General features: G+C 72.1%; 20 protein-coding genes. 12 read left to right on the forward strand and 8 right to left on the reverse strand.

The annotated features are described in order from the left end of the window. Positions 1–254 precede the first annotated feature (254 nt). The 12 genes from J2S58_RS13160 to J2S58_RS13215 all read left to right on the forward strand — a co-directional run bounded on the left by J2S58_RS13160 (position 255) and on the right by J2S58_RS13215 (position 14,494). Complete coding sequence (locus tag J2S58_RS13160; RefSeq protein WP_205256672.1) at positions 255–1,154, forward strand: DeoR/GlpR family DNA-binding transcription regulator; 900 nt, start codon at positions 255–257, stop codon at positions 1,152–1,154. 200 nt (positions 1,155–1,354) lie between these two features. Then, positions 1,355–2,428 (forward strand): autoinducer 2 ABC transporter substrate-binding protein, encoded by a 1,074-nt coding sequence (locus J2S58_RS13165; RefSeq protein ID WP_205256671.1) that lies wholly within the window; start codon positions 1,355–1,357, stop codon positions 2,426–2,428. A 249-nt stretch (positions 2,429–2,677) separates the two neighbouring features. Further along, a complete protein-coding gene (locus J2S58_RS13170; RefSeq protein ID WP_205256670.1) occupies positions 2,678–4,270 on the forward strand; it encodes a sugar ABC transporter ATP-binding protein in 1,593 nt (530 codons plus the stop codon). Continuing rightward, on the forward strand, positions 4,267–5,298 hold the full coding sequence (locus J2S58_RS13175) for an ABC transporter permease (RefSeq protein WP_205256669.1): 1,032 nt from the start codon (positions 4,267–4,269) through the stop codon (positions 5,296–5,298). Before J2S58_RS13170 ends, J2S58_RS13175 begins: the two co-directional genes overlap by 4 nt. After that, positions 5,295–6,404, forward strand: coding sequence for an ABC transporter permease (locus J2S58_RS13180; protein ID WP_205256668.1), 1,110 nt, complete (start codon positions 5,295–5,297; stop codon positions 6,402–6,404). The genes J2S58_RS13175 and J2S58_RS13180 overlap by 4 nt, the downstream gene beginning before the upstream one ends. Before the next feature lie 55 nt (positions 6,405–6,459). After that, positions 6,460–7,647, forward strand: a complete 1,188-nt coding sequence (gene rhaI / locus J2S58_RS13185; protein ID WP_205256667.1) for an L-rhamnose isomerase — start codon at positions 6,460–6,462, stop codon at positions 7,645–7,647. Between the two features lie 85 nt (positions 7,648–7,732). Next, the gene (locus tag J2S58_RS13190; RefSeq protein WP_370881871.1) at positions 7,733–9,775 is read left to right on the forward strand and encodes a bifunctional aldolase/short-chain dehydrogenase; all 2,043 of its coding nucleotides are present in this window, start codon (positions 7,733–7,735) and stop codon (positions 9,773–9,775) included. Between the two features lie 28 nt (positions 9,776–9,803). Further along, entirely contained in the window at positions 9,804–11,264 is a 1,461-nt protein-coding gene (locus J2S58_RS13195; protein ID WP_205256665.1) for a rhamnulokinase, read from the forward strand. Next, positions 11,261–11,611: an L-rhamnose mutarotase gene (locus tag J2S58_RS13200; RefSeq protein ID WP_205256664.1), complete on the forward strand. Its 351-nt coding sequence runs from the start codon at positions 11,261–11,263 to the stop codon at positions 11,609–11,611. The genes J2S58_RS13195 and J2S58_RS13200 overlap by 4 nt, the downstream gene beginning before the upstream one ends. After that, positions 11,611–12,366: a (Fe-S)-binding protein gene (locus J2S58_RS13205; protein WP_205256663.1), complete on the forward strand. Its 756-nt coding sequence runs from the start codon at positions 11,611–11,613 to the stop codon at positions 12,364–12,366. Before J2S58_RS13200 ends, J2S58_RS13205 begins: the two co-directional genes overlap by 1 nt. Beyond that, the gene (locus J2S58_RS13210) at positions 12,363–13,853 is read left to right on the forward strand and encodes a LutB/LldF family L-lactate oxidation iron-sulfur protein (RefSeq protein WP_205256662.1); all 1,491 of its coding nucleotides are present in this window, start codon (positions 12,363–12,365) and stop codon (positions 13,851–13,853) included. The genes J2S58_RS13205 and J2S58_RS13210 overlap by 4 nt, the downstream gene beginning before the upstream one ends. After that, a complete protein-coding gene (locus tag J2S58_RS13215) occupies positions 13,850–14,494 on the forward strand; it encodes a LutC/YkgG family protein (protein ID WP_205256661.1) in 645 nt (214 codons plus the stop codon). Before J2S58_RS13210 ends, J2S58_RS13215 begins: the two co-directional genes overlap by 4 nt. On the opposite strand, the gene J2S58_RS13220 is transcribed toward J2S58_RS13215, so the two are convergent. The 8 genes from J2S58_RS13220 to J2S58_RS13255 form a co-directional block, all read right to left on the reverse strand. Continuing rightward, positions 14,481–15,209, reverse strand: a complete 729-nt coding sequence (locus J2S58_RS13220; RefSeq protein WP_205256660.1) for a YoaK family protein — start codon at positions 15,207–15,209, stop codon at positions 14,481–14,483. The two genes, J2S58_RS13215 and J2S58_RS13220, sit on opposite strands and share 14 nt — an antisense overlap. Beyond that, the gene (locus J2S58_RS13225) at positions 15,206–16,585 is read right to left on the reverse strand and encodes a threonine/serine exporter family protein (RefSeq protein WP_205256659.1); all 1,380 of its coding nucleotides are present in this window, start codon (positions 16,583–16,585) and stop codon (positions 15,206–15,208) included. The genes J2S58_RS13220 and J2S58_RS13225 overlap by 4 nt, the downstream gene beginning before the upstream one ends. Next, positions 16,585–18,084 (reverse strand): class II fumarate hydratase, encoded by a 1,500-nt coding sequence (gene fumC, locus J2S58_RS13230; protein WP_205256658.1) that lies wholly within the window; start codon positions 18,082–18,084, stop codon positions 16,585–16,587. The genes J2S58_RS13225 and fumC overlap by 1 nt, the downstream gene beginning before the upstream one ends. A gap of 46 nt (positions 18,085–18,130) precedes the next feature. Then, the gene (locus J2S58_RS13235; RefSeq protein ID WP_205256657.1) at positions 18,131–19,786 is read right to left on the reverse strand and encodes an NAD-dependent malic enzyme; all 1,656 of its coding nucleotides are present in this window, start codon (positions 19,784–19,786) and stop codon (positions 18,131–18,133) included. 308 nt (positions 19,787–20,094) lie between these two features. Continuing rightward, positions 20,095–20,973, reverse strand: a complete 879-nt coding sequence (locus tag J2S58_RS13240) for an alpha/beta fold hydrolase (RefSeq protein ID WP_205256656.1) — start codon at positions 20,971–20,973, stop codon at positions 20,095–20,097. Positions 20,974–21,036: 63 nt separating this feature from the next. Further along, the gene (locus tag J2S58_RS13245) at positions 21,037–21,477 is read right to left on the reverse strand and encodes an RbsD/FucU family protein (RefSeq protein WP_205256655.1); all 441 of its coding nucleotides are present in this window, start codon (positions 21,475–21,477) and stop codon (positions 21,037–21,039) included. Positions 21,478–21,511: 34 nt separating this feature from the next. After that, complete coding sequence (locus J2S58_RS13250; RefSeq protein WP_205256654.1) at positions 21,512–22,534, reverse strand: NAD(P)-dependent oxidoreductase; 1,023 nt, start codon at positions 22,532–22,534, stop codon at positions 21,512–21,514. Between the two features lie 76 nt (positions 22,535–22,610). Further along, positions 22,611–23,126: a hypothetical protein gene (locus tag J2S58_RS13255; RefSeq protein WP_205256653.1), complete on the reverse strand. Its 516-nt coding sequence runs from the start codon at positions 23,124–23,126 to the stop codon at positions 22,611–22,613. Positions 23,127–23,145 lie beyond the last annotated feature (19 nt).

The raw sequence follows: 23,145 nt of genomic DNA on the forward strand, positions 1-23,145 counted from the left end.
GACCCCTGGACGGTAGGCGGCCGGCGGGCCGACCGGAAGCGGCGGGCGGACGGGCGCGCCGGGTTCGCGAAACCCGGTCGGCCAGCGGTACATCTCGGGCAGATCACGCCGCCGAAACCACGCGTCCGTTCATCGCAAGCGCGGCACTTTCGTTTCCCTGGACTTCGTTGACGCACCGGCAGGCGCCCGTTAGCTTTCGAAAGCGCGTTGAGAGCTGGCCCACAGTGGGGTCGGACGGATCCCACGAGGAGGTGGTGTCGGTGTCATCGGTGGACGAGTTCGCCCGCGAGCAGAGCATTCTGATGGACCTCAAGACCACCGGCCATGTGACCGTCCAGGATCTCGCCGTCCGGTTCGGCGTCTCCGCCGTCACGATTCGCAAGGACCTGTCCGCTCTCGAGGACCGCAGTCTGGTCCGGCGGGTGCGCGGCGGGGCGGTCAGTGCACCGGCCGGTGACGAGGGCGCGTTCGAGATGCGGTTGCGGTACTCCCAGGACAGCAAGCAGGCGGTGGCCGTCGCCGCCGCCCGCCTCGTCCGGGACGGCGACGTCATCGCGCTCGATTCCTCGACCTCGTCGTTCTACCTCGCCCAGGAGGTGCTCGGCCGGCGCAACCTGGTGGTGATCACCAACGGGTTGCGGCACGCCCTGCTCTTCATGGAGCACTCGTCCGCCGTGGTGCTCATGCCCGGCGGCGTGGTGCGCCGGTCCGCCGGGAGCGTGGTCGGGCCGATCGGTGACGTGCTGGCCGGCCGGGGTCGGATCAGCGCCGGCTTCTTCGGGGTGGTCGGCATCTCGACAACCCTGGGCCTGCTGGACGTCTCGGCCGAGGAGGCGCAGACGAAGAAGTTCATGGCGGCGGCCTGCGACCGGGTGTACGCCCTGTTCGACTCGTCGAAGATCGACGGGTTCGGCTTCCACTCCTTCGTCCCCCCGGCCGACATCACCGGCATGTACACCGACACCGGGGCCGATCCCGCCGCCGTCGCCGAATGGGCGGCACTGGACGTCCCGATCACCACCGTCCCGAGCGCCGCCGCCGCGACCAGCGCCGCGGACACCGCGGCCACGGTCACCCCCCTGCCCACCTCCGGCGCGCGGGAGCCGGCGCGGCGCCGCCGGCGTTCCCGGGCGTCGCCCACCGGGACGGGCTGAGCGCACCCCGACCGCCCGACCGCTCCACCGGCCCATCCGCAGTTCCCCGCAGTTCCCCGCTCCATCCGCCCCCGGGCGGCCCGAGATCCCCACGCCCGCCGGTCATCTCGACCGGCGGTCTCCCCAGCACGCACCGCCCCGACCCCGGGGCGGCCATCGACCGCGTCCGGCAACGGCCGCGCCAACCCCTGGAGTGATCCATGTCCGCTCTCCGCAGGACCACCGCGGTCCTCTCCCTCGGTCTCGCGGCGACCCTGGTGCTGTCCGCCTGCACGAAGAAGAACGACGCGCCGGCCGCCGCTCCCGCGGCGTCGTCGGCCGCGACCTCCGCCGCCTCGGGCAGTGCGCCGGCGTCCGGCGACAAGGTCACCGTCGCCTTCGTGCCCAAGCTGCAGGGTGTGCCGTACTTCGAGGCGATGAACACCGGTGGCCAGGCCGCCGCCGAGGCGCTGGGCAACGTCACCTGGCTGTACCAGGGCCCGACGCAGGCCGATGCCGCCGCCCAGGCCGACATCGTCCGGTCCTTCATCCAGCAGAAGGTCGACACGCTCATCGTGGCGCCGAACGACCCCGACTCGATGGCCCCGCTGCTGCAGCAGGCCAAGGACGCCGGGATCCACGTCGCCACCGCCGACACCGACGCCCCGAGCTCCGTCCGCGAGGCCTTCGTCAACCAGGCCTCCGTCGACGGCATCGGCGAGGGCCTCACCGACGCACTGATGACGGCGATGGGCGGAAAGGGCAAGTACGCCATCGTGTCCTGCGGCCAGACCGCGGAGAACCTGAACTCCTGGATCGAGGTGCAGAAGGCCTACACCGCCTCGAAGTACCCCGACGCCGAGATCGTGGACACCGTCTATGCCGGTGAGGACCAGAACAAGGCGGCCAGCATGGCGACCGACCTGATGAACGCCCACCCCGATCTCACCGGCCTCGTCGGCGAGTGCACCTCCTCGGCACCCGGTGTGGCGCAGGCGGTCCGGGACGCCGGCAAGATCGGCAGCGTCTTCACCGTCGGCCTGGGTACCCCGCAGTCCATGAAGCCGTACCTGGCCGACGGCTCGTCGTCCGCGTCCATCCTGTGGAACGTGGAGAACCTGGGCTACCTGACCGCCTGGGCCGGCGCTCAGCTCGCGGAGGACAAGCCCTTCGCCGCCACCAACGACGTCAACGCCGATCTGCCCGACGTGGCCTACGACGAGGCGACCAAGACGCTGCTGCTCGGCCCGGCCCTGGCCATCACCAAGGACAACGTGGACGACTTCGACTACTGAGTCATCCCCGACCGGTCATCCCCGACCGGTCACCCCCGACCACCGAGCCCCCGGTTCGGCACGTCGAGTCCCACCCGGCGGCCCGGGTCACCCGACCCGGGCCGCCGCCCCCGCACCCTGCTGCATCCCGTCACAGATCCACGCGCACGTCGAGGCGAACGGAGCCCGAGGCATGACCTGCACCCCCGTCACCGGTGGACGGAGCCGCACCCGGCTCCCCGCCCCGGCCGACTCCGCCCGGCCGTGCCGGTGAGCACCCCCGTGAACACCGCTGCCGACACCGCGGTCACCCCCGACAGCGGGCTGGCCCGGCTGCGGCTGACCGGCATCTCCAAGCGGTTCGGCGCCGTCCGGGCCATCCGCAACGCCGACCTGACCGTCGCCTCCGGGCAGGTGCACGCCCTGGTCGGCGAGAACGGCGCCGGCAAGTCCACCATGATCAAGATCATCTCCGGGGTGGAGGCCGCCGACACCGGGCGCATCGAGTTCGAGGGTGCCGAGGTGTCGATCTCCTCGACCACCGACGCGATGGCCCTGGGCATCGCGACCGTCTACCAGGAGCCGCAGCTGTTCGCCGAGCTCACCGTCTCGGAGAACATCTTCACCGGCCGCGAGATGCGGCGCGGCCTGCGGGTCGACTGGGCCGCGCAGAACGCCAAGGTCGTCGAGCTGCTGGAGCTGCTCGGGCTGCCCGGTCGGTACGCCACCGTCCCCGTCGGCACGCTGTCCATCGCCGAGCAGCAGCAGGTCTCCATCGCCAAGGCGCTGGCCGGCAACGCCAAGGTGCTCATCCTGGACGAGCCGTCGGCCATCCTCACCGACGCCGAGATCGACGTGCTCTTCGGCGTGGTCCGCCGGCTCACCGCGTCCGGGGTCTCGGTCATCTACATCTCCCACCGGCTGGACGAGTTGTTCCGCATCGCCCAGCAGGTCACCGTCATGCGCGACGGCGCGACCATCGGGACCTACCCGATCGACGAGCTCTCCGTCCGGCAGATCGCCGAGCTGATGGTCGGCGGGATCCTGTCCGACGAACGGCCCGAGCGCGTCGTGCCCCAGGGTGATCCGGTGCTGACGCTGTCCGGCCTGGGGCGCACCGGCAAGTTCCACGACGTGGACGTGCAGGTCCGGCGGGGCGAGATCGTCGGTCTGTACGGGCTGGTCGGCTCGGGTGTGTCGGAGATAGCGAGCTGCATCTACGGCATGGACCGGGCCACCGCCGGGCAGATCCTGTTGAACGGCAAGCCCGTGGCGCCGCGCAGCGCCCAGGAGGCACAGGAGCTGGGCATCGCCCTGCTGCCGGCGAACCGCAAGCTCGAGGGGATGTTCACCTTCCAGTCCATCGCCTTCAACATCTCCGCCGGGCACCTGCCGCTGCTGTCGAGGTTCGGCACCTGGATGGACCGGGCCAAGGAGAAGTCGGTCGCGCAGGACATGATCCGCCGGCTCTCGGTGAAGACCCCGAACGAGCGGCAGGCCATCGGCGCAATGTCCGGCGGCAACGCCCAGAAGGTGGTGCTGGCCCGGCAACTCGTCCAGCGCCCCGACGTCCTCGTCCTCGCCGAACCCACCCAGGGGGTGGACGTCGGCGCCAAGGAGGAGATCCACCGCATCATCACCGAGCTCGCCGAACAGGGTTCCGCGATCCTCGTCGTCACCTCCGACCTGCCGGAGGCGCTGCGCATCTCCGACCGCCTGCAGGTCGTCCGGGGCGGCACCACCACCGTGGAGTTCGGCCCCGAGGCCACCCAGGTCGACGTGCTGGCCGCCGCCGCCGGTGACATGACCACCTCTGCCGGCGACAGCACGCACGACGCGGAGCAGGAAGGACAGGTCGTATGAGCACCACCCTCGACCGCCCCGGGGCCCGGCCCCCGGCGGACGCACCCGGGCCGGCCCGGTCCCGGCGGATCCTGCCGTCGCCGGTCTCCGGCCAGGAGCTCGTCCTCATCGGCGTCATCGCCGTGCTGTGGGTCGTGCTCGCCTTCGCCACCCCGGCGTTCTTCACCGCCGGCTCGCTGCAGCCGCTGCTGGTGGCCACCGCCCCGGTCGCCCTCATCGGCATCGGCATGACGATCATCATCATCACCGGCGGCATCGACGTCTCCGTCGGCGGCGCCATCATGGTGTGCTCGGTGATCACCGCGAAACTCCTGGTGGACTCCGGACTCTCGTTGGTGCCGGCCGTGCTGGTCTCGATGGTCGTCGGCGCCCTGCTCGGGCTCGTGAACGGCCTGCTCATCGCCTACGGGCGGGTGCACGCCATCATCATCACGTTCGGCACCGCCAACCTGTTCCAGTGGCTGGGCCTGACGGTCTTCGGCTCCCGCACCGTCAACGGCATCCCGCAGACCTTCGACGTCTTCGGGCGCGGCGTGGCCGGCCGCACGTTCGGGCTGCCGCACGCCTTCCTCATCACGGTGGTCATCGCGGCCGCGGCGTGGTGGTACCTGCGGCACACAGCCGGTGGGCGGCACTTCTACGCCATCGGCGGGGACGCCCACGCGGCCCGGCTGGCCGGCGTCCGCGTCCAGCGACGGGTGCTGCTGGCCTACGTCATCACCGGGGTGCTGGTCGGCCTCGGGTCGTGCTTCGTCATCGCGCAGGGTACGTCCACCCTCGACCAGACCGTCGGCAGCGGAAAGGAACTCGCCGTCATCGCCGCGGTGGTCATCGGCGGCACCTCGATCATGGGCGGCCGCGGCTCGGTGCTCGGCACCCTGCTGGGCGCGCTGCTCGTGCAGACCGTGACCTCCGGGGTCACCCAGCTCGGGTGGAACTCGCAGCTGTCCGACCTGTTCGTCGGCATCTTCATCATCGTGGCCGTCGGCGCCGACCTGATCCGCGAACGGGCAAGGAGAGCCAAGTGAGCACCACGACACCGTCCGCCCCCACCGGCGTCCCGCCCGTGGACCGCCCCGCCCCGACCGGCGGCGGGGAGTCCCTCGTCGCCCGGGTCGTGCGGGCCCTGTTGACCCAGCGCGTCGTCCTGCTCGCCGTGCTCATCGTCGTGGTGGTCGTGGTGTTCACGATCATGGACGCGGGTGACTACCTGACCGCCCCGTACGACGCCGACTACCTGTCCTCCAGCCTGATCAACGCGGTCCCGCTGGCCCTGCTCGGGCTGGCCGAGCTGCTGGTCATCCTGTCCGGTCGCGGCGGGATCGACCTCTCGGTCGGCGCCATCGTGTCGTTGGCCGGCATGGTGTTCGGGTTCGCCTACGGCCAGTGGGGCTGGCCGCTGTGGTCGGCGATCCTGCTCACCGCCGTGTTCGGTGGGTTGTGCGGTGCGCTCAACGGATTCCTGGTCGCCTACATCGGCTTCCCGGCCCTGATCGCCACCCTGGCCACGTTCTATGCGTTCAAGTCCCTCGCCATCGTGATCAACAACCAGCGGCCGATCAGCACCCAGCCCATCCAGGAGCTGTTCTCCATCAGCCGCTCGGTGGAGCTGCCGGTGATCGGCGGCAACCTGCCGAACGTGCCGCTGGGCATCTTCACGTTCCTCATCCCCACCGCCATCGCGGTGTGGTTGCTGCTGGCGCGCACCACCTATGGCCGCCGCCTGTACGCGATCGGCACCAACGACGTGGCGGGCCGGTGGAGCGCGCTGCCGGTGCGTGACACCCGGTTCAAGGCGTACGTCTACGCCGGGGTCATCTCCGGTCTGGTCGCCGTGGTCACCGTGGCCCAGTTCGCCTCGGCCCGCCCCGACGCGGGCGTGTCCGGCAGCGGCATGGCCCTGCCCGCCATCACCATCGCCGTGCTCGGTGGGGTCGCCATCACCGGCGGCATCGGCCGGGTCGCCGGCGTCGTGCTGGCCACCCTGCTCATCGTGTGGCTCAACGCCGGCATCCTGCTCGCCTTCGTCGGCAACGAGGGCTCGCAGTACCAGCTGCTCGCGCTGGGCACCGTGCTCGTCTTCGCCGCCCTGCTCAACGGGCTGACCAACCGGCGGTACGGCGGCTCCAAGTAGCGCTCCGTGCCACCCGCCCGCCCAGCCTCGATCACTGTTTCCCCGGAGGACTCCCATGACCACCCCCGCACCCACCCCGGCCACCGGCCGGGACCCGCTGGACGCCCTCGACGACTTCGGCATCGAGGTGCCGAGCTGGGCGTACGGCAATTCCGGCACCCGGTTCAAGGTGTTCACCACGCCGGGCACCCCCCGCGACCCGTACGAGAAGATCGCCGACGCGGCCCAGGTGCACGCCATGACGGGGCTGGCGCCGCGGGTGTCCATCCACATCCCGTGGGACAAGGTCGACGACTTCGCCGCGCTCACCGCATTCGCGAAGGAGCAGGGGGTCGCCATCGGGTCGGTCAACTCGAACCTTTTCCAGGACGACGACTACCGACTGGGTTCGCTGGCCAACTCGGATCCCCGCATCCGGGACAAGGCGATCGCGCACCACAGCGAGTGCCTGGACGTCATGCGGGCCACCGGCAGCAAGGACCTGAAGATCTGGTTGCCGGACGGCACCAACTACCCCGGGCAGGACTCGCTGCGCGACCGGCAGGACCGGCTCGCCGACTCCCTCGCCCAGATCTACGCGGCCATGGACGACGACCAGCGGTTGCTGCTGGAGTACAAGATCTTCGAGCCGTACTTCTACACGATGGACCTGCCCGACTGGGGCACGTCCCTGCTGCACTGCATGGCGCTGGGGGAGCGGGCCAAGGTCATCCTGGACACCGGCCACCACGCTCCGTCCACCAACATCGAGTTCATCGTCATGCAGCTGCTGCGACAGAACCGCCTGGGCGCGTTCGACTTCAACTCGCGGAACTACGCCGACGACGACCTCATCGTCGGCTCGGCCGATCCGTTCCAGCTGTTCCGGATCATGACCGAGATCGTCGCCCAGGGCGCCCACCTGCCGACCTCGGGGGTGAACTTCATGCTCGACCAGTGCCACAACATCGAGGAGAAGATCCCCGGGCAGATCCGCTCGGTGATGAACGTGCAGGCGGCCACGGCCAAGGCGCTGCTGGTCGACCAGGACGCGCTGGCCGCGGCCCGCGCGCAGGGCGACGTGCTCGGTGCGCACGGCGTGGTGATGGACGCCTACGAGACCGACGTGCGCGGGCTGCTCGCCGACCGCCGCGAGGCCCGCGGGCTGCCGCGGGATCCGCTGCGCGCCTTCGCCGAGTCCGGCTACGCGGCGAAGGCCGCCGCCGACCGCGTCGGCGGTACCCAGGCGAGCTGGGGCGCCTGATCCGACCGGCCGTCCCCATCCCTCAGCCCGTCAGCCAGCCCCGGACTCCAGGAGCAACCCCGTGAGCGACTCCCCCGTTCCCGACATCGCGGTGAACGACACCGCCGTGACCGATCTGATCGCCCGGTCGAACCGTCTCGGCAGCGATCCCCGCAACACCAACTACGCCGGTGGCAACACCTCCGCCAAGGGCACCGGCGCCGACCCGGTCACCGGGGAGCCGGTGGAGCTGGTGTGGGTCAAGGGTTCCGGTGGTGATCTGGGCACCCTGCAGCCGGCCGGCCTGGCCGTGTTGCGGCTCGACCGGCTCCGCGCGCTGACCGGCGTGTACGCCGGGGTGGACCGCGAGGACGAGATGGTCGCCGCGTTCGACTACTGCCTGCACGGCAAGGGAGGGGCGGCGCCGTCCATCGACACGGCCATGCACGGGCTGGTCGACGCGGCCCACGTGGACCACCTGCACCCCGACTCCGGCATCGCGCTGGCCACCGCCGCCGACGGCCCCGAGCTGACGAAGCAATGCTTCGGCGACCGGGTGGTGTGGGTGCCGTGGCGACGGCCCGGCTTCCAGTTGGGTCTGGACATCGCGGCGATCGCGGCGGCCAATCCGCAGGCCATCGGCTGCATCCTCGGCGGCCACGGCATCACCGCCTGGGGGGACACCTCCGAGCGGGCCGAGGCGAACAGCCTGGAGATCATCCGCACGGCCGAGGAGTTCCTGGCCGCGAACGGGTCCGACCAGCCGTTCGGGGCTGTCGTCCCCGGCTACGAGGCCCTGCCCGCCGACGAGCGGCACGCCAGGGCGGCGGCACTGTTCCCGACCGTCCGCGGACTGGCCTCCACCGACAAGCCGCAGGTCGGCCACTACACCGACAGCCCCGAGGTCCTGGACTTCCTGTCCTCCGAGAAGCTGGCTGCACTGGCCGGTCTCGGCACCTCGTGCCCCGACCACTTCCTGCGCACCAAGGTCAAGCCGATGGTCGTCGACCTCCCGGCCACCGCCACGGTGGAAGACACCCTGGCGGCGTTACCAGCGCTGCATGCCGCCTACCGCGCGGACTACCAGGGCTACTACGACCGGAACGCGACACCGGACTCCCCGCCGCTGCGGGGGGCCGACCCGGCGATCGTGCTCGTCCCCGGGGTCGGCATGTTCTCGTTCGGCAAGGACAAGCAGACCGCCCGGGTGGCCGGCGAGTTCTACGTCAACGCCATCAACGTGATGCGCGGCGCCGAGTCCGTCTCCACCTACGCCCCGATCAGCGAGGCCGAGAAGTTCGCCATCGAGTACTGGGCGCTCGAGGAGGCCAAGCTGCAGCGGATGCCGAAGCCCAAGCCGCTGGCCACCCGTATCGCCCTGATCACCGGGGCCGGGTCGGGCATCGGCAAGGCCATCGCCACCCGCGTCGCCGCCGAGGGCGGCTGCGTGGTCATCGCGGATCTCAACCTGGACACCGCGCGGGCCGTCGCCGACGAACTCGGCGGCCCGGACGTGGCCGTCGCCGTGCGCTCGGACGTCTCCGACGAGGACAGTGTCGCCGCCGCGTTCGCCGCCGCCGCGCTGGCCTTCGGCGGGGTCGACCTCGTCGTCAACAACGCCGGTCTGTCGCTGTCCAAGCCGCTGCTCGAGACCACGGTCAAGGACTGGGATCTGCAGCACGACGTGATGGCCAAGGGGAGTTTCCTGGTGTCCCGGGAGGCCGCCCGCGTGATGATCGAGCAGGGCATGGGTGGGGACATCGTCACCATCTCCAGCAAGAACTCCGTGTTCGCCGGACCCAACAACATCGCCTACTCCGCCACCAAGGCCGACCAGGCGCACCAGGTGCGGCTGTTGGCCGCCGAACTGGGTCCGCACGGCATCCGGGTCAACGGCATCAACCCCGACGGGGTGGTCCGCGGGTCGGGCATCTTCGCCGGCGGATGGGGCGCTTCCCGGGCCGCGGTGTACGGGGTCAAGGAGGAGGACCTCGGCACCTACTACGCCAAGCGCACGTTGCTGGGCAAGGAGGTGCTGCCCGAGCACGTGGCCGCGGCCGTGTTCGCGCTGGCCGCCGGCGACCTGTCGCAGACCACGGGCCTGCACATCCCGGTCGACTCGGGCGTCGCCGCCGCCTTCCTGCGATGAGCGCCTGCGCGAGGAGCGGTGGGTTCCGATGACGGCGGAGACCGGCATCGCGCTGGCCGCGGTGGATCTCGGTGCGTCCAGTGGCCGGGTGATGCTGGGCCGGATCACCCCCGGCGTGCTGGAGCTGACCGAGGTGCACCGGTTCCGCAACGGTCCGGTCGCCCTGCCGGACGGCCTGTACTGGGACGTGCTGGGTCTGTACCAGGACGCGCTGGTCGGGCTGCGGGCCGCGGCCCGGCGGGCCCCGGAGCTGGCCGGCGTGGCGATCGACTCGTGGGCGGTGGACTACGGCCTGGTCGACGCCTCCGGGCGGCTGTCGGGCAACCCGTTCCACTACCGGGACGCTCGCACCGCCGCCGGCGTGGCGGCCACCCACGAGCGGGTCGACTTCGCCGAGCTGTACGGGATCAGCGGCCTGCAGTTCCTCCCCTTCACCACGCTGTATCAGTTCGCCGCCGACGTGTCGCTGGGCCGACCCGACACCCAGGCGCTGCTGATCCCGGACCTGCTCGGCTACTGGCTGACCGGGGTCCGGGTGGCCGAGCAGACCAACGCGTCGACCACCGGTCTGCTGGACGCCCGCACCGGCGACTGGTCCACGTCGCTGATCGACCGTCTCGGCCTGCCCGCCGGCTTGCTGCCCGACGTGGTGCCGCCGGGCACCGTGCTCGGCGGGCTGACCCCGGCCGTGGTGGCGGAGACCGGCCTGACCCGGCCGCTGACGGTGAGCACCGTCGGCTCGCACGACACCGCGTCCGCGGTGCTCGGCGTGCCGGCCGCCGACGCCGACTTCGGGTACATCTCCTGCGGCACCTGGGGTCTGGTCGGGGTGGAACTCGAGGCCCCGGTGCTGACCGAGGCCGGGCGGACGGCCAACTTCACCAACGAGCGCGGCGTCGACGGCACCGTCCGCTACCTGCGCAACGTGATGGGTCTGTGGCTGCTGTCCGAGTCGTTGCGCACCTGGGGTCTGCAGGGCGTCGACGTCAGCCTCCCCGACGTGCTGGCCCGGGCGGCCGAGCTCCCCGCCGGGGGGCCGCAGTTCGACCCGGACGACCCGGTGTTCCTGCCGCCCGGGGACATGCCGGCCCGGATCGCGGACGCGTGCCGGTCGGCCGGGGAACGGGCGCCGGACGGCATCCCGGCGATGGTGCGCTGCATCCTCGATTCCCTGGCCACCGCGTTCGCCGCGGGCATCGAGCGGGCCGCCGCCCTGTCCGGCCGCGACGTGACCACCGTGCACGTGGTGGGCGGCGGCTCGCAGAACGAGCTGCTGTGCCAGCTGGTCGCCGACGCCTGCGGCCGCCCGGTGGTGGCCGGGCCGGTGGAGGCCACCGCCCTGGGGAACCTGCTGGTCCAGGCGCGCACCCACGGAGTGCTCTCCGGCGACCGGTGGGCGCTGCGCGAGCATCTCCGGACCGGCCTCACCACCCGGACGTACCCTCCCAGAAGAGTCCCGAGCTCCCGCGTGGCGGGGATCGGCCGATGACCGCACCTGGAGTTCCTGTGTCCCAGCGCCACTGCTTCACCCTGCGGGTCCGGCCGGACCGGCTGGACGAGTACGCCGCCCGGCACACCGAGGTCTGGCCGGAGATGCAGCAGGCGCTGCGGGAGACCGGGTGGGGCAACTACTCCCTCTTCCTGGCCGAGGACGGTCTGCTGGTCGGGTACGTGGAGACCGACGACCTCGCCGCCGCCCAACGGGCCATGGACGCGACCGCGGTCAACGCGCGGTGGCAGGCCGAGATGGCTGAGTTCTTCGTCGGCACCGACGGGGCCGCGCCCGACCGGGCCTTCACCGAGCTCCGCGAGGTCTTCCACCTGGCGGGCAGCTGATGCGCATCGCGATCATGGCCACCTGTCTGGGCGACGCGCTGTTCCCGGACGTCGTCCGGGCCACCGTCACCCTGCTGACCCGGCTCGGGCACGAGGTCGTCTTCCCGGCCGGCCAGACCTGCTGCGGGCAGATGCACGTCAACACCGGGTACCTCAAGGAAGCGCTGCCGGTCGTCCGGCACCACGTCGAGGTGTTCAGCGAGGCCGACTACGACGTGGCCGTGGCGCCGTCGGGTTCCTGCGTCGGGTCGGTCCGGCACCAGCACGCGATGGTGGCCCGCCGCGCGGGGGACACCGCACTGACCGAGCGGGCGGTGGCGGTGGCGTCCCGCACCTACGAGTTGTCGGAGCTGCTGGTCGACGTCCTCGGGGTGACCGACGTGGGCGCGTACTACCCGCACCGGGTCACCTACCACCCGACGTGCCACTCGCTGCGGATGCTCCGGGTCGGTGACAAGCCGATGCAGTTGCTGCGCGCGGTGGAGGGCATCGACCTGGTCGAACTACCGCAGGCCGAGCAGTGCTGCGGGTTCGGCGGCACCTTCGCGCTGAAGAACGCAGACACCTCCTCGGCGATGCTGGCCGACAAGATCGGCAACGTGCTCGAGGTCCGGCCGGACGTCTGCTCGGCCGGCGACGCGTCGTGCCTGATGCACATCGGTGGGGGCCTGTCGCGACTCGGCAGTGGCGTGCACACCGTGCATCTCGCGCAGATCCTCGCAGCCACCCGCGAGCAGCCGGTGGGTGCGGCGTGACCACCTTCCTGGGCGTGCCGCTCCGCCGGCACGCGCACGCGCCGGAGTCCCCGCTGCGGGGGACGGAGTCGTTCCCGCAGGCCGCCCGCCGCGAGCTGGCCAACCCGCAGCTACGGGCGAACCTGGCCCACGCCACCGCGACCATCCGGGCCAAGCGCGCCGCCGTGGTCGGCGAGCTGGCCGACTGGGAGGCGTTGCGGGACAGCGGCTCGGCGATCAAGGCCGACGTGATGGCCCGGCTGCCGGAGCTGCTGGAGCAGTTCGAGGCGGCGTTCACCGCCCGGGGCGGGACGGTGCACTGGGCCGCCGACGCCGACGAGGCCAACCGGATCGTCACCGAGCTGGTCCGGGCGACCGGGGCCGACGAGGTCATCAAGATCAAGTCGATGGCCACCCAGGAGATCGGGCTCAACGAGTACCTGGAGGAGCAGGGCATCGCGGCGGTGGAGACCGACCTGGCCGAGCTCATCGTCCAGCTCGGGCACGACAAGCCGTCGCACATCCTGGTGCCGGCCATCCACCGCAACCGCACCGAGATCCGGGACATCTTCGTCTCCGAGATGACCGGCGTGGTCGAGGGTCTCACCGACGACCCGCGTGAGCTGGCCATGGCCGCGCGCACGCACCTGCGCCGCAAGTTCCTCTCCGCGCGGGTCGCGGTGTCCGGGGCGAACTTCGGCATCGCGGACACCGGGACGCTCTGCGTGGTGGAGTCCGAGGGCAACGGGCGGATGTGCCTGACCCTGCCGGACACGCTGATCACGGTGATGGGCATCGAGAAGCTGCTGCCCACCTTCGCCGATCTCGAGGTGTTCCTGCAGCTGCTGCCGCGCTCGTCCACCGGGGAGCGGATGAACCCGTACACCTCGCTGTGGTCCGGGGTCACCCCCGGCGACGGCCCGCAGGACCTGCACGTGGTGCTGCTGGACAACGGCCGGACCAACGCGCTGGCCGACGAGGTCGGGCGGGCGGCGCTGCACTGCATCCGCTGCTCGGCCTGCCTGAACGTCTGCCCGGTCTACGAGCGCACCGGCGGGCACGCCTACGGCTCGGTGTACCCGGGGCCGATCGGCGCGGTGCTCACCCCGCAACTGACCGGCATGCAGGGCCACGACGACCCGAACGCCTCGCTGCCGTACGCCTCCTCGCTGTGCGGGGCCTGCTACGACGCCTGCCCGGTGAAGATCAACATTCCGGAGCTGCTGGTCGAGCTGCGGGCCCGGTCGGTGGACGACGAGCGCGGCGGGATGCCCGGCGGGTGGGACGCGGCGATGAAGGCCGCGTCGTGGGTGATGAGCGACCCGAAGCGGTTCGCCGCGGCCGAGAAGGGTCTGCAGCTGGGCCGGATCGTCGCGGGTCGGGATCGGAAGATCAGCACCCTGCCGCCGCCGCTGTCCGGGTGGACGCAGTCCCGTGACCTGCCGGCCCCGCCGGCGCAGACGTTCCGGGCCTGGTGGCGCGAGACCCATCCGGAGGAGCAGGCATGACCGGCAGTCGGGAGGCCGTGCTCGGCCGCATCCGCGCGGCCCTGGCCACGGCGGGACCGGTCGCCGCGCAGCCGGTGCCGCGGGAGTACGACCGGCGGGGTGCCCTGGCGCCCGGGTCCCCGGAGGCGATCGAGTTGCTGGTGGACCGGTTGATCGACTACCGCGCCGAGGTGCAGGTCGTCGCCCCGGCGGAGGTGACGGCGGCGGTCGCCCGTGCCCTGGGCGATGCGGCCTCGGTGGTGGTGCCGCGCGGCCTGCCGGACGACGTGCTGGCCGCCTGCGAGCAGGACGGCCGGCAGGTGGTCGGCGATCTGTCCGAGATCCCGCTGACCGCCGCGCAGCTCGACGGCATCGATGCGGTGGTCACCGGCGCCCGGGTGGCGATCGCGCTGTCCGGGACGATCGTCCTGGACGGCGGGCCCGACCAGGGGCGTCGCGCCATCACCCTGGTCCCCGACCTGCACGTGATCGTGCTGCGCGCCGATCAGGTGGTGCAGACGGTGCCCGAGGCCATCGCCCTGCTCGACCCCACCGCACCGCTGACGATGATCTCCGGCCCCTCGGCCACCAGTGACATCGAACTGCAGCGGGTGGAGGGCGTGCACGGCCCCCGGACCCTGCGGGTGGTCATCGTCGGGTGACCGCGGCCTCCGCGGCGGGGGAGGGGATCTCGTCCGCCCGGGTCCGGGTGTGCACCACGACGACGAGGGCGGCCAGGACGGGCAGCACCCACCCCAGGTCGTGCAGGGTGCGGCAGGCCAGCGCGCCGAACAGGCAGCCGGCGAGGAAGCCCACGATGAGGGGCCAGGTACGTCGCCAGACGGCCCGGTCGTCCGCGGCGCCGGTGGACCGACCCATCAGGATGCGGACCCCGCTGATCGTCGCCTCGACGACGTTGCCGGTCATCACCGCGGTGGACGGCGTCGAGCTGTAGGCCAGGTGCAGCAACGAGTTCTGCACGGCCATCCCCGCGACGGCCAGCAGGCCGACCCCGAGGGCGGCGGCACCGCCGGGGTGGCGGGACGCGCCCAGCGCGACGGACAGCACGCCTGCGGCGAGCAGGAACACCAGCTGGGCGGTGGCCAGCCCGAACACCCACCGGGCCGGGGGCCGGGTGGAGCGGGTGACGAGCGCGGTGACCACGGCCGCGACCACGACGAAGAACGGGACGGCCAACAGGGTGGTCAGGTGGACGGGGCGATCGGTGGCCACGTCGGCGGCCAGGACGACCAGGTTGCCGGTGATGTGGGCGCTGAACATCCCGTCCAGCAGTACGAAGGTGGTGACGTCGGTCAGCCCGGCGACGATGCTCAGCAACAGGGGCAGTGCGGGCGCCTTCCGGCCGGGCCGGCTCACGGCGTCACCGGCCGGGCCGGGCGGGTGGCCACCGCGCGGTGGACGGCGACCGCGACGAGGAAGCCCAGGGCCATGGCCAGCACGGTCAGCCCGGCCACGGTGGCGTCGTCGACGGCCGACCGGATCAGTGCCGGCGCGCCGGCCGCGTCGGCGTCCTGCAGCATGGCCAGCGCGGCCAGCGTCCGGAACACCAGCAGGCCCGGCATGAGCGAGACGACCGAGGCGAAACCGATCGCGGAGAACGGGATGCGGTACCGGCGGACGACGGGCAGCAGGATCAGCCCGGCGACCAGGCAGGCCAGCCCGGCGGCCACGGCCGACTGCAGGTGCCAGTGGGTCAGGGCGACCCAGCGCAGGGCGTGCACCGCCGCCCCCACGGCGAACGGCCACACCAGGACGCGCAGCGGCGCGGAGTAGAAGACGCCGTAGCAGACCGCGACCACCCCGGCGGCGGCCGCGTCGACCAGCAGCGGCACGTCCCGGCCGGCCGGCTCCAGGACGAGCTGCGCGCCGCCCAGGGTGAGCCCGACCAGCAGGCCCGCCCCGATCGCGATCAGGGTGAGGGTGGCGAAGGCCAACCGGGCGATGCCCAGCGGGATGCGCAGGCGGGCCAGGTCGAACGATCCGTTCAGCAGGTGCGGGCCGGGGACCAGGACCATGCACGGGCAGACCGCGGCCAGCCGCAGCGGTGAGCTGAGGTCGAGCTGCACCGCGGCCGCGCCGATCAGCCCGGCGAGCAGCGCCGCCGCACCGACCTGGGTGAAGTTCGACCCGCCCCTCCGGGCGATGGCCCGGCGCAGCAGTCCGGCGCCGCCGGCGGCGACCGCGATGAGGCCGACGGCCTGCCAGTGGTCGACACCGAAGATCACCGCCAGGCAGACCGCCCCGACCGCGCAGGCCGCGGCGAACAGTGCGGTGTTGGCCGGCGGCAGGGCACGGGCGCGGGAGACGGCGGTCAGCGTCTGTGCCGCGGTCCGCCGGCCCGCGGCGAAGTCCTCGACCGCCCGATCGACGGCCATGACCCGGTTCATGCCCACCGTGGTGGGGGCGGCGGCGAACTCCCGGCGGGCGACCCGGCCGGACCGATCGGTGTACTGCACGGTGCAGGTGGTCCAGTCCAGCCGCAGCTCGACCCGGCCACCCGCGGCCCGGGCGATCTGTCCGGCCCGCTCGACGACCTTGTCGGTCTCGGCGCCGTCGGCCAGCAGGGCGGCCGCCACCGCGGCCACCAGATCGGCCCCGGTGTCCGCCGTGGTGCCGGTGATGTCCGCCCCGGGGCTCGTGGCCCCCGCAGCGACCGCAGCGACCGGATCGACCGGGGCGACCGGGGGGTCGGAGGGCGGCGCGGCCCGCCCGGTACCGCGCCGCACCTCCATCAGGCGCCCTGGACGCCGTGCCCGACGAGCGAGGCCGGGACGACGATGGAGTCGAACTGCTGCTCGGTGACGTGGCCGGAGGCCAGGGCCGCCTCCTTCAGGGTCTGGCCGGCGGCCAGCGCGTTCTCCGCGATGTGCGCGGCGTTCTGGTAGCCGATGACGGGGCTGAGCGCGGTGACCAGCATGAGGCTCTCGCCCACGTAGCTGGAGATCTTGGGCTTGTTCAGCTCGGTCCCGCTGACGGAGAACTTCAGGAACTTCTCCATCCCGTCGCCCAGGATGCGGGCCGAGTGCAGGAAGTTGTTGATGATCACCGGGCGCATCGCGTTGAGCTGGAAGTTGCCCTGCGAGCCGGAGAAGGCGATGGCCGCGTCGTCGCCGAGCACCTGGATGGCGATCATGACGATGGCCTCGCACTGGGTCGGGTTGACCTTGCCCGGCATGATCGAGCTGCCCGGTTCGTTCTGCGGCAGCAGGAGTTCGGCGAACCCGGTGCGCGGACCCGAGGCGAGCCAGCGCATGTCGTTCGCGATCTTCATCAGGGCCACGGCCAGACCGCGCAGCGCGGCGGCGGCCCGCACCATGGCGTCCAGCGACCCCTGGGCCATGAACTTGTTCGGGGCGGTGACGAACTTCCGGCCGGTCAGCTCGGCGATGGTCAGCGCGATGTCCTCGCTGAAGCCCTCCGGGGCGTTCAGGCCGGTGCCGACGGCGGTGCCGCCGGCGGCCAGCTCCAGCAGACCTCCGCGGCTGTGCTCGATCTCGTCGATGCAGGCGCGGATCTGCGCGGCCCAGCCGGACCACTCCTGGCCGACGGTGAGCGGCACCGCGTCCTCGAGGTGGGTGCGGCCGATCTTGACCACGTCCATCCAGCCGATGGCCTTGCGCTCCAGCTCGTCGGCCAGTGCCGTGGCCCGCGGCAGCAGCTTCTCGTCGATCTCCAGGATTGCGGCGATGTGCATCGCGGTGGGGAAGGTGTCGTTGCTGGACTGCCCCATGTTGACGTCGTCGTTGGGGCCCACCGGGTGCTGGGTGCCCAGCTCCCCGCCGAGCAGCTGGATGGCCCGGTTGGACAGCACCTCGTTGACGTTCATGTTGCTCTGCGTCCCGGACCCGGTCTGCCATACGAACAGCGGGAAGTTGTCGTCGAGCTTGCCGGCGATGGTCTCCTCGGCGGCCTGGATGATCGCGTCGGTCTTCCAGTCCGGCAGCCGGCCCGCGGCGTGGTTGACGATCGCGGCGGCCTTCTTCACGTAGCCGTAGGCGCGGTAGACCTCGACCGGCATGTGGTCGTTGCCGATGGAGAAGTGGATCAGCGACCGCTGGGTCTGCGCCCCCCAGTAGTGGTCGGCCGGCACCTCCACGGTGCCCATGGAGTCGAACTCGCTGCGGGAGCCGGTGGCACTCAGGCCGATCGGGACGTCGCGCAGGGTCGGGCTGGCGGCGGTCGGGGTGGCGGCGGCGGCCGGGGCCGTCTGCGGATCGGCGTGGGTGGTCATGGGTTCTCCTGGGTCTGGGTTGCGGGGCGGTCGTTCAGGGAGTGGGTCAGGCCTGAGCCGGATGGGGGGTGTAGACCGGCTGCCACATGGCGTCCTGCACGGCCTGGACCAGGTCGTCGTGGGTGCGGGTGGCGACGCCGTCGGCGGCGGCGGCCTTCGCGACGGCCAGGGCCACCGTCGCCGAGGAGGCCCGCAGGTTCTCCACGTCGGGCAGCAGGGAGGCGCCCAGGGGAGTCGGATCGACCTGGCCGGCGACGGCCTCGGCCGCGGCGAGCAGCATCCCGTCGGTGACGTGTCGGGCGCCGGAGACGATCGTGCCCAACCCCAGGCCGGGGTAGAGCAGGGCGTTGTTGGCCTGCCCGATGACGTACCGGACGCCGTCGTACTCGACGGGCGGGACCGGGATGCCGGTGGCCACCAGGGCCTGGCCCTTCGACTGGGGGATGACGTCCGCCGGCATGGCCTCGATGCGCTCGGTCGGGTTGGACAGCGGCAGGATGATGGGCCGTTCGACCCCGGCGCACATGGCCTCGACCACGTCCCGGGTGAAGGCGTTGTGGTCGGTGGACGTGCCGATGAGCACCGTGGGGGCGACCTGTCGGATGGCGGTGACCAGGTCGATCTTCCCGCCGGTCCGCGGCCAGTCCGCGACCTCGGCGGCCGGGCGGGCGTAGGCCTGCTGGTAGTTCGGCAGGTCGGGCATGTCGTCGGTGACCAGGCCGTCCACGTCGACCAGCCACACCCGCGCCTTCGCCTCGTCCGGGGTCGCCCCGGACCGGATCATCGCGGCGTGGATCTGATCGGCCATGCCGGTGCCGGCGGTGCCCGCTCCGTAGACCAGCAGCCGCTGCTCGGCGAAGGTCTGCCCGGTGATCTTGAGCCCGGAGATGACGCAGGACATCACGATGGCGCCCGTGCCCTGCATGTCGTCGTTGAAGATGCGGTAGGTGTCCCGGTACTCCTCCAGGATCCGGCGGGCGTTGCTCGGGCCGAAGTCCTCGAAGTGCAGCAGGGCGTTCGGGAAGAGCTCGGTGGCGACCTCCAGGTAGGTCCGGATCAGGTCGTCGTACCGCTGACCGGACACGCGGGCGTGCCGGTTGCCGAGATAGGCGGGATCGTTCAGCAGGATCTCGTTGTCGGTCCCGACGTCCAGGTTCACCGCGATCACCCGGTTCGGGTCGATGCCGGCGGCGGCGGTGTAGACGGCGAGCTTGCCGATGGAGATGTCGGTGCCGTTCACGCCCCAGTCGCCGATGCCGAGGATCTCCTGCGCATCGGAGACCACCAGCAGGTCGACGTCGTCCGGGCCCAGGCCGAGGGTCTGGAACGAGGCGCGCACGTCCTCGGGGCGGTCGATGGACAGGTACACGGCGCGCGAGTGGCGGTAGTCGCGGCTCCACAGCTTGATGGCCTCGCCGACGGTGGGGTCGTAGACGACCGGGAGCAGTTCGGCGAGGTGCTCGGCGACGACCTTGTAGAACAGCACCTCGTTGCGATCGTGCAGGGAGTCCAGGAAGACGTACTTCTCCAGATCGGTGGAGTACCGCTGCAGTTGCGCGTAGCTGCGGGACGCCTGTTCGTCGAGCGTCTCCACCGCGGCCGGCAGCCGTCCGGTGAGGCCGAGCTCCGCGCGCTCGGCCAGGGTGAAGGCGGTGCCGCGATTGCGCAGGGGGTCGGTCAGGGCGGTGGGGCGGAGACTCATGGGCGCTCCCGGTTCGTCGTCAGGGCAGGGGTGGGCGGACCTGAGCTGCGGTCGGGGCGGCGGCGGTCATCCGGCGGTGGTCATCCGGCTGGGTCGTCCGGCTGGGTGGTCCGACAGGGTTCGTCCGGCCGGACGGGACGGCCGGGCGGGGGCGGCGGCACCGGGTGGCGGCTCGTGCGGGCCGACCCGGAGCCGGGCTCACACGCCGGCCTGCGGTAGCAACTCTGCGCTTAATGTCGGCTACACGTAGTGAGATCAGTGTGAACAAGCGGGAGGGTCGGGGAGTCGGCGACGTCCGTCGCAGCAGGTCAGCGGGTCGAGCGGTGGGCGAGCGCGGCGAGGGCAGCGACCAGCTCGGGCCACACCGCGGGCGGGGGAGCCTGGTGCCCGACGCCGTCCAGGACGAGCAGCGGGGCGTCCAGGGCCCTGGCCAGGGCTTCCCCGTGCGCCAGGGGGAACAGCGGGTCGGCCGAGCCGTGGACGACCAGGGCCGGCACTCCCCGCAGGGCGCTGAGATCGACCGACGGAGCCGACTCGGCCACCAGGAAGTGGTTGGCGGCTCCGGCCATGGACGGCGTGCGGGCCCACACGGCCGCGACGAGGCGGCGCATCCCGTCCTCGTCGAACAGCCCGGGACCGGCGTACGGGCGCTCGGCCTCGATCACCCAGTCCGTGACGCTGTCCACGTCCGACCAGTCCGGTGCGGGCGGTTCGACGTCGAAGGTGGCCAGGATCGCCGCCGACGGTCCCGGGAGATCACCGACGGCGCCCGCGGGACTGGTGGACAGCAGGGCCAGCGCGGCCACCCGGTCCCGGTGGACCGCGGCGATCTGCTGGGCCAGCCCGCCGCCCATCGACAGGCCGGCGATCGTGGCGGTGGCGATGCCGAACGCGTCGAGGACGTGGACCGCGTCCTCGGCCAGGTCCCGCGCGGCGTAGTCCGGCTCCCCGGGCGGGGAGAGCGTCGACTCCCCGGTGTCCCGGGTGTCGTACCGCAGGACGAGCAGGTGCTCGGCGGCGAGTGCCTGGCAGAAGGCGTCGTCCCACCAGTCCCGCGACCACGTCGCGCCGCCGAGCAGCAGCAGGGCGGGGTCGGTGGGATCGCCCAGGGCCTGCGCGGCGACGATGCCGCCGCGGACGTCGACCGTTCTCGATCGCCACCCGGCGGCAGCGTCGGGGGCGGTCACGGCTCGACCACGGTCATGGCGTCATCGTCGCTGTTCCCCCCGGAACTGGCCACCGGACGGTACTCAGTCCGCGGGCGGGAAGACCACGCCCTTGGTGATGAGGAAGCAGGAGAACGGCCGCGACTCCGAGGTGAGGATCGCGCCGTAGGCCTGCCGGGCCGCGGCGTAGAACGCGGTGCGGGCCAGCGGGGTCACGGTCACGTCGCGGCCCTCCGCGTCGGTGAGGATCCGGGTGATCTCGCCGTGGGTGGGGATGACGGCGTCAGCTTCGTCATCGGGCACCATGCCCCACACCGACGGGTCCACGAAGGTGTCGACGGGCAGCAGCTCGGCGATGGCCGCGATCGCCGTCGGGGCGTCGGCGCCGGCCAGGGTGGCCACCCGGGCGTGGTTGGCTGCGGCCGGGTAGTTCCGGTCGACCACGGCGAGCACGTCGCCGTGCCCCATCGCGGACAGCATCGTGAGCGCCTCGGTGGTGAGCAGGGCGGGGATTCCCTTGAGCATTCTCGTCTCCGGATCGGTGGCGGGGCGGGTGGTCTCAGCCGACGGGGCGGTTGCGGTACCGGCCGACCAGCTCCGGTGCCGCAGCCTGCAGCCGTACCGGTGGCAGGCCGGCCTTCATGAGCTCCAGGTCGTCGCAGACCATCTCGCCGATGGTGTGGAACGCCTGCTCGATGCCGCCGGCCCGGTGCCCGGAGAGGATCACGGTGTCCAGGGCGCGGAACGGGCTGTCGGCGGGGATCGGCTCGACCGGCCAGACGTCGATCCCGGCGACGATCCGGCCGGCGGTGAGCTCGGCCAGCAGGGCGTCGTAGTCGACCACCGCGGCCCGGCTGACCAGGATCAGGCGGGCCCCGTCGGGCAGCAGGGCGAGCTTGGCCGCGTCCAGCAGGTGGGCGCTCTCCGGGGTCGCCGTGGCGAAGACGAAGACGAACGTGCTGCGGGACAACGTCTCCTCGAGCGAGGAGGGGAGGACTCCGGCGTCGGTCAGCACCGCGGGCGGCAGCCAGGGGTCGTACACGCGGACGTTGGTGTGGAACGGGGCGAGCAGCGCGTGCAGACTGCGCCCGAGGTTGCCGAAACCGATCACGCCGACATCGGCCCCGCGCAGCAGGATGGCACCGACGTTGCTCTCCGAGACGTACTTCTCCCGCCCGGAGCGGGCCGCGTGGTCCTCCCGGCTGATGCCCCGGGCCGCGTCCAGGGCAAGGCCCAGTGCGTACTCGGCCACGGCCTGGCTGTACGCGCTCCCGCAGCCCAGCACCCGGATCCCCTGCGCGAAGGCAGTCGGGTAGTCGATGTTGGGGAAGAAGTTGCCCTCCACGTTGACGATGGCCCGCAGCGCGGGGGCGGCGGCCAATCGGTCGGCGGGCAGGTCCGGCTGACCGACCACGGCGAACGCCCGCGGCAGTGCGGCCAGGAGTGCGGCGTCGGAGAGGTCGGTGTCGAGATCCACCACCTCGAACTCCCGGTGCAGCCGGGCCAGCGTGTCCGGCGCGAAGATCCGGTCGCGCTCCTGCGGTGCCGGTCGCAGGATGATCAGCGGCCTGTCGTCGGGCATCGGGTCTCCAGAACGGTCGGGTGGGACACGGCAGGACCGGCGTGCCCCCGGATCGTAGGGGCGCACCCGGGCCTGCTCACGCGTGCACGTCGAGGCGGATCACCCCGGCGTGGGCCAGGGACAGCAGGTAGGCCTCGGCATCGGACACCCGCAGCCACAGCACCGTCGCCTCCCGGACGTCCCCGTCCCCATCGGCCACCGGGGCGGGCCGGTCGGTGTGCGGGCGGAACCGGGTGTCCAGCAGGACCAGCGGGACGCGGGCGTCCCAGCGCTCGACGTCGGGCATGTCGTCCGGCTCGGCCAGTAGCACCTGCCGCTGCTCCTCGGTCAGGTCGGTGGCCTCGGCGGCGAGCTTGCCGACCAGGGCGCGTCGCACGTGCAGGGCGTGCCGGGTCCGGGCGTCCAGGCGCCCCGCCTCGTCCCGGTCCAGGTAGCCGGGCATCCACTCGGCGAGCAGGTCGTCCGCGGTGGCCGCGTACACCTGTTCGTCGCTGCGGGGGTCGAACCAGCAGAACCGGGGAGGCTGCCCGTCCGGGCCGATCGAGAGGTCGACCGGCGGTCCGGGGTCGTTGCCGTGCTCGTCCGTGGTCATCGGGCAAAAGTACCGGCGG

Source organism: Nakamurella flavida, from assembly GCF_030811475.1.
GTDB lineage: Bacteria > Actinomycetota > Actinomycetes > Mycobacteriales > Nakamurellaceae > Nakamurella > Nakamurella flavida.

Excerpts from the sequence above, each read along its gene's own strand:
- J2S58_RS13165 (WP_205256671.1), top strand. The coding sequence starts at position 1,355 with ATGTCCGCTCTCCGCAGGACCACCGCGGTCCTCTCCCTCGGTCTCGCG.
- J2S58_RS13175 (WP_205256669.1), top strand. The coding sequence starts at position 4,267 with ATGAGCACCACCCTCGACCGCCCCGGGGCCCGGCCCCCGGCGGACGCA.
- rhaI (WP_205256667.1), top strand. The coding sequence starts at position 6,460 with ATGACCACCCCCGCACCCACCCCGGCCACCGGCCGGGACCCGCTGGAC.
- J2S58_RS13195 (WP_205256665.1), top strand. The coding sequence starts at position 9,804 with ATGACGGCGGAGACCGGCATCGCGCTGGCCGCGGTGGATCTCGGTGCG.
- J2S58_RS13200 (WP_205256664.1), top strand. The coding sequence starts at position 11,261 with ATGACCGCACCTGGAGTTCCTGTGTCCCAGCGCCACTGCTTCACCCTG.
- J2S58_RS13205 (WP_205256663.1), top strand. The coding sequence starts at position 11,611 with ATGCGCATCGCGATCATGGCCACCTGTCTGGGCGACGCGCTGTTCCCG.
- J2S58_RS13215 (WP_205256661.1), top strand. The coding sequence starts at position 13,850 with ATGACCGGCAGTCGGGAGGCCGTGCTCGGCCGCATCCGCGCGGCCCTG.
- J2S58_RS13225 (WP_205256659.1), bottom strand. The coding sequence starts at position 16,585 with ATGGAGGTGCGGCGCGGTACCGGGCGGGCCGCGCCGCCCTCCGACCCC.
- fumC (WP_205256658.1), bottom strand. The coding sequence starts at position 18,084 with ATGACCACCCACGCCGATCCGCAGACGGCCCCGGCCGCCGCCGCCACC.
- J2S58_RS13235 (WP_205256657.1), bottom strand. The coding sequence starts at position 19,786 with ATGAGTCTCCGCCCCACCGCCCTGACCGACCCCCTGCGCAATCGCGGC.
- J2S58_RS13245 (WP_205256655.1), bottom strand. The coding sequence starts at position 21,477 with ATGCTCAAGGGAATCCCCGCCCTGCTCACCACCGAGGCGCTCACGATG.
- J2S58_RS13250 (WP_205256654.1), bottom strand. The coding sequence starts at position 22,534 with ATGCCCGACGACAGGCCGCTGATCATCCTGCGACCGGCACCGCAGGAG.
- J2S58_RS13255 (WP_205256653.1), bottom strand. The coding sequence starts at position 23,126 with ATGACCACGGACGAGCACGGCAACGACCCCGGACCGCCGGTCGACCTC.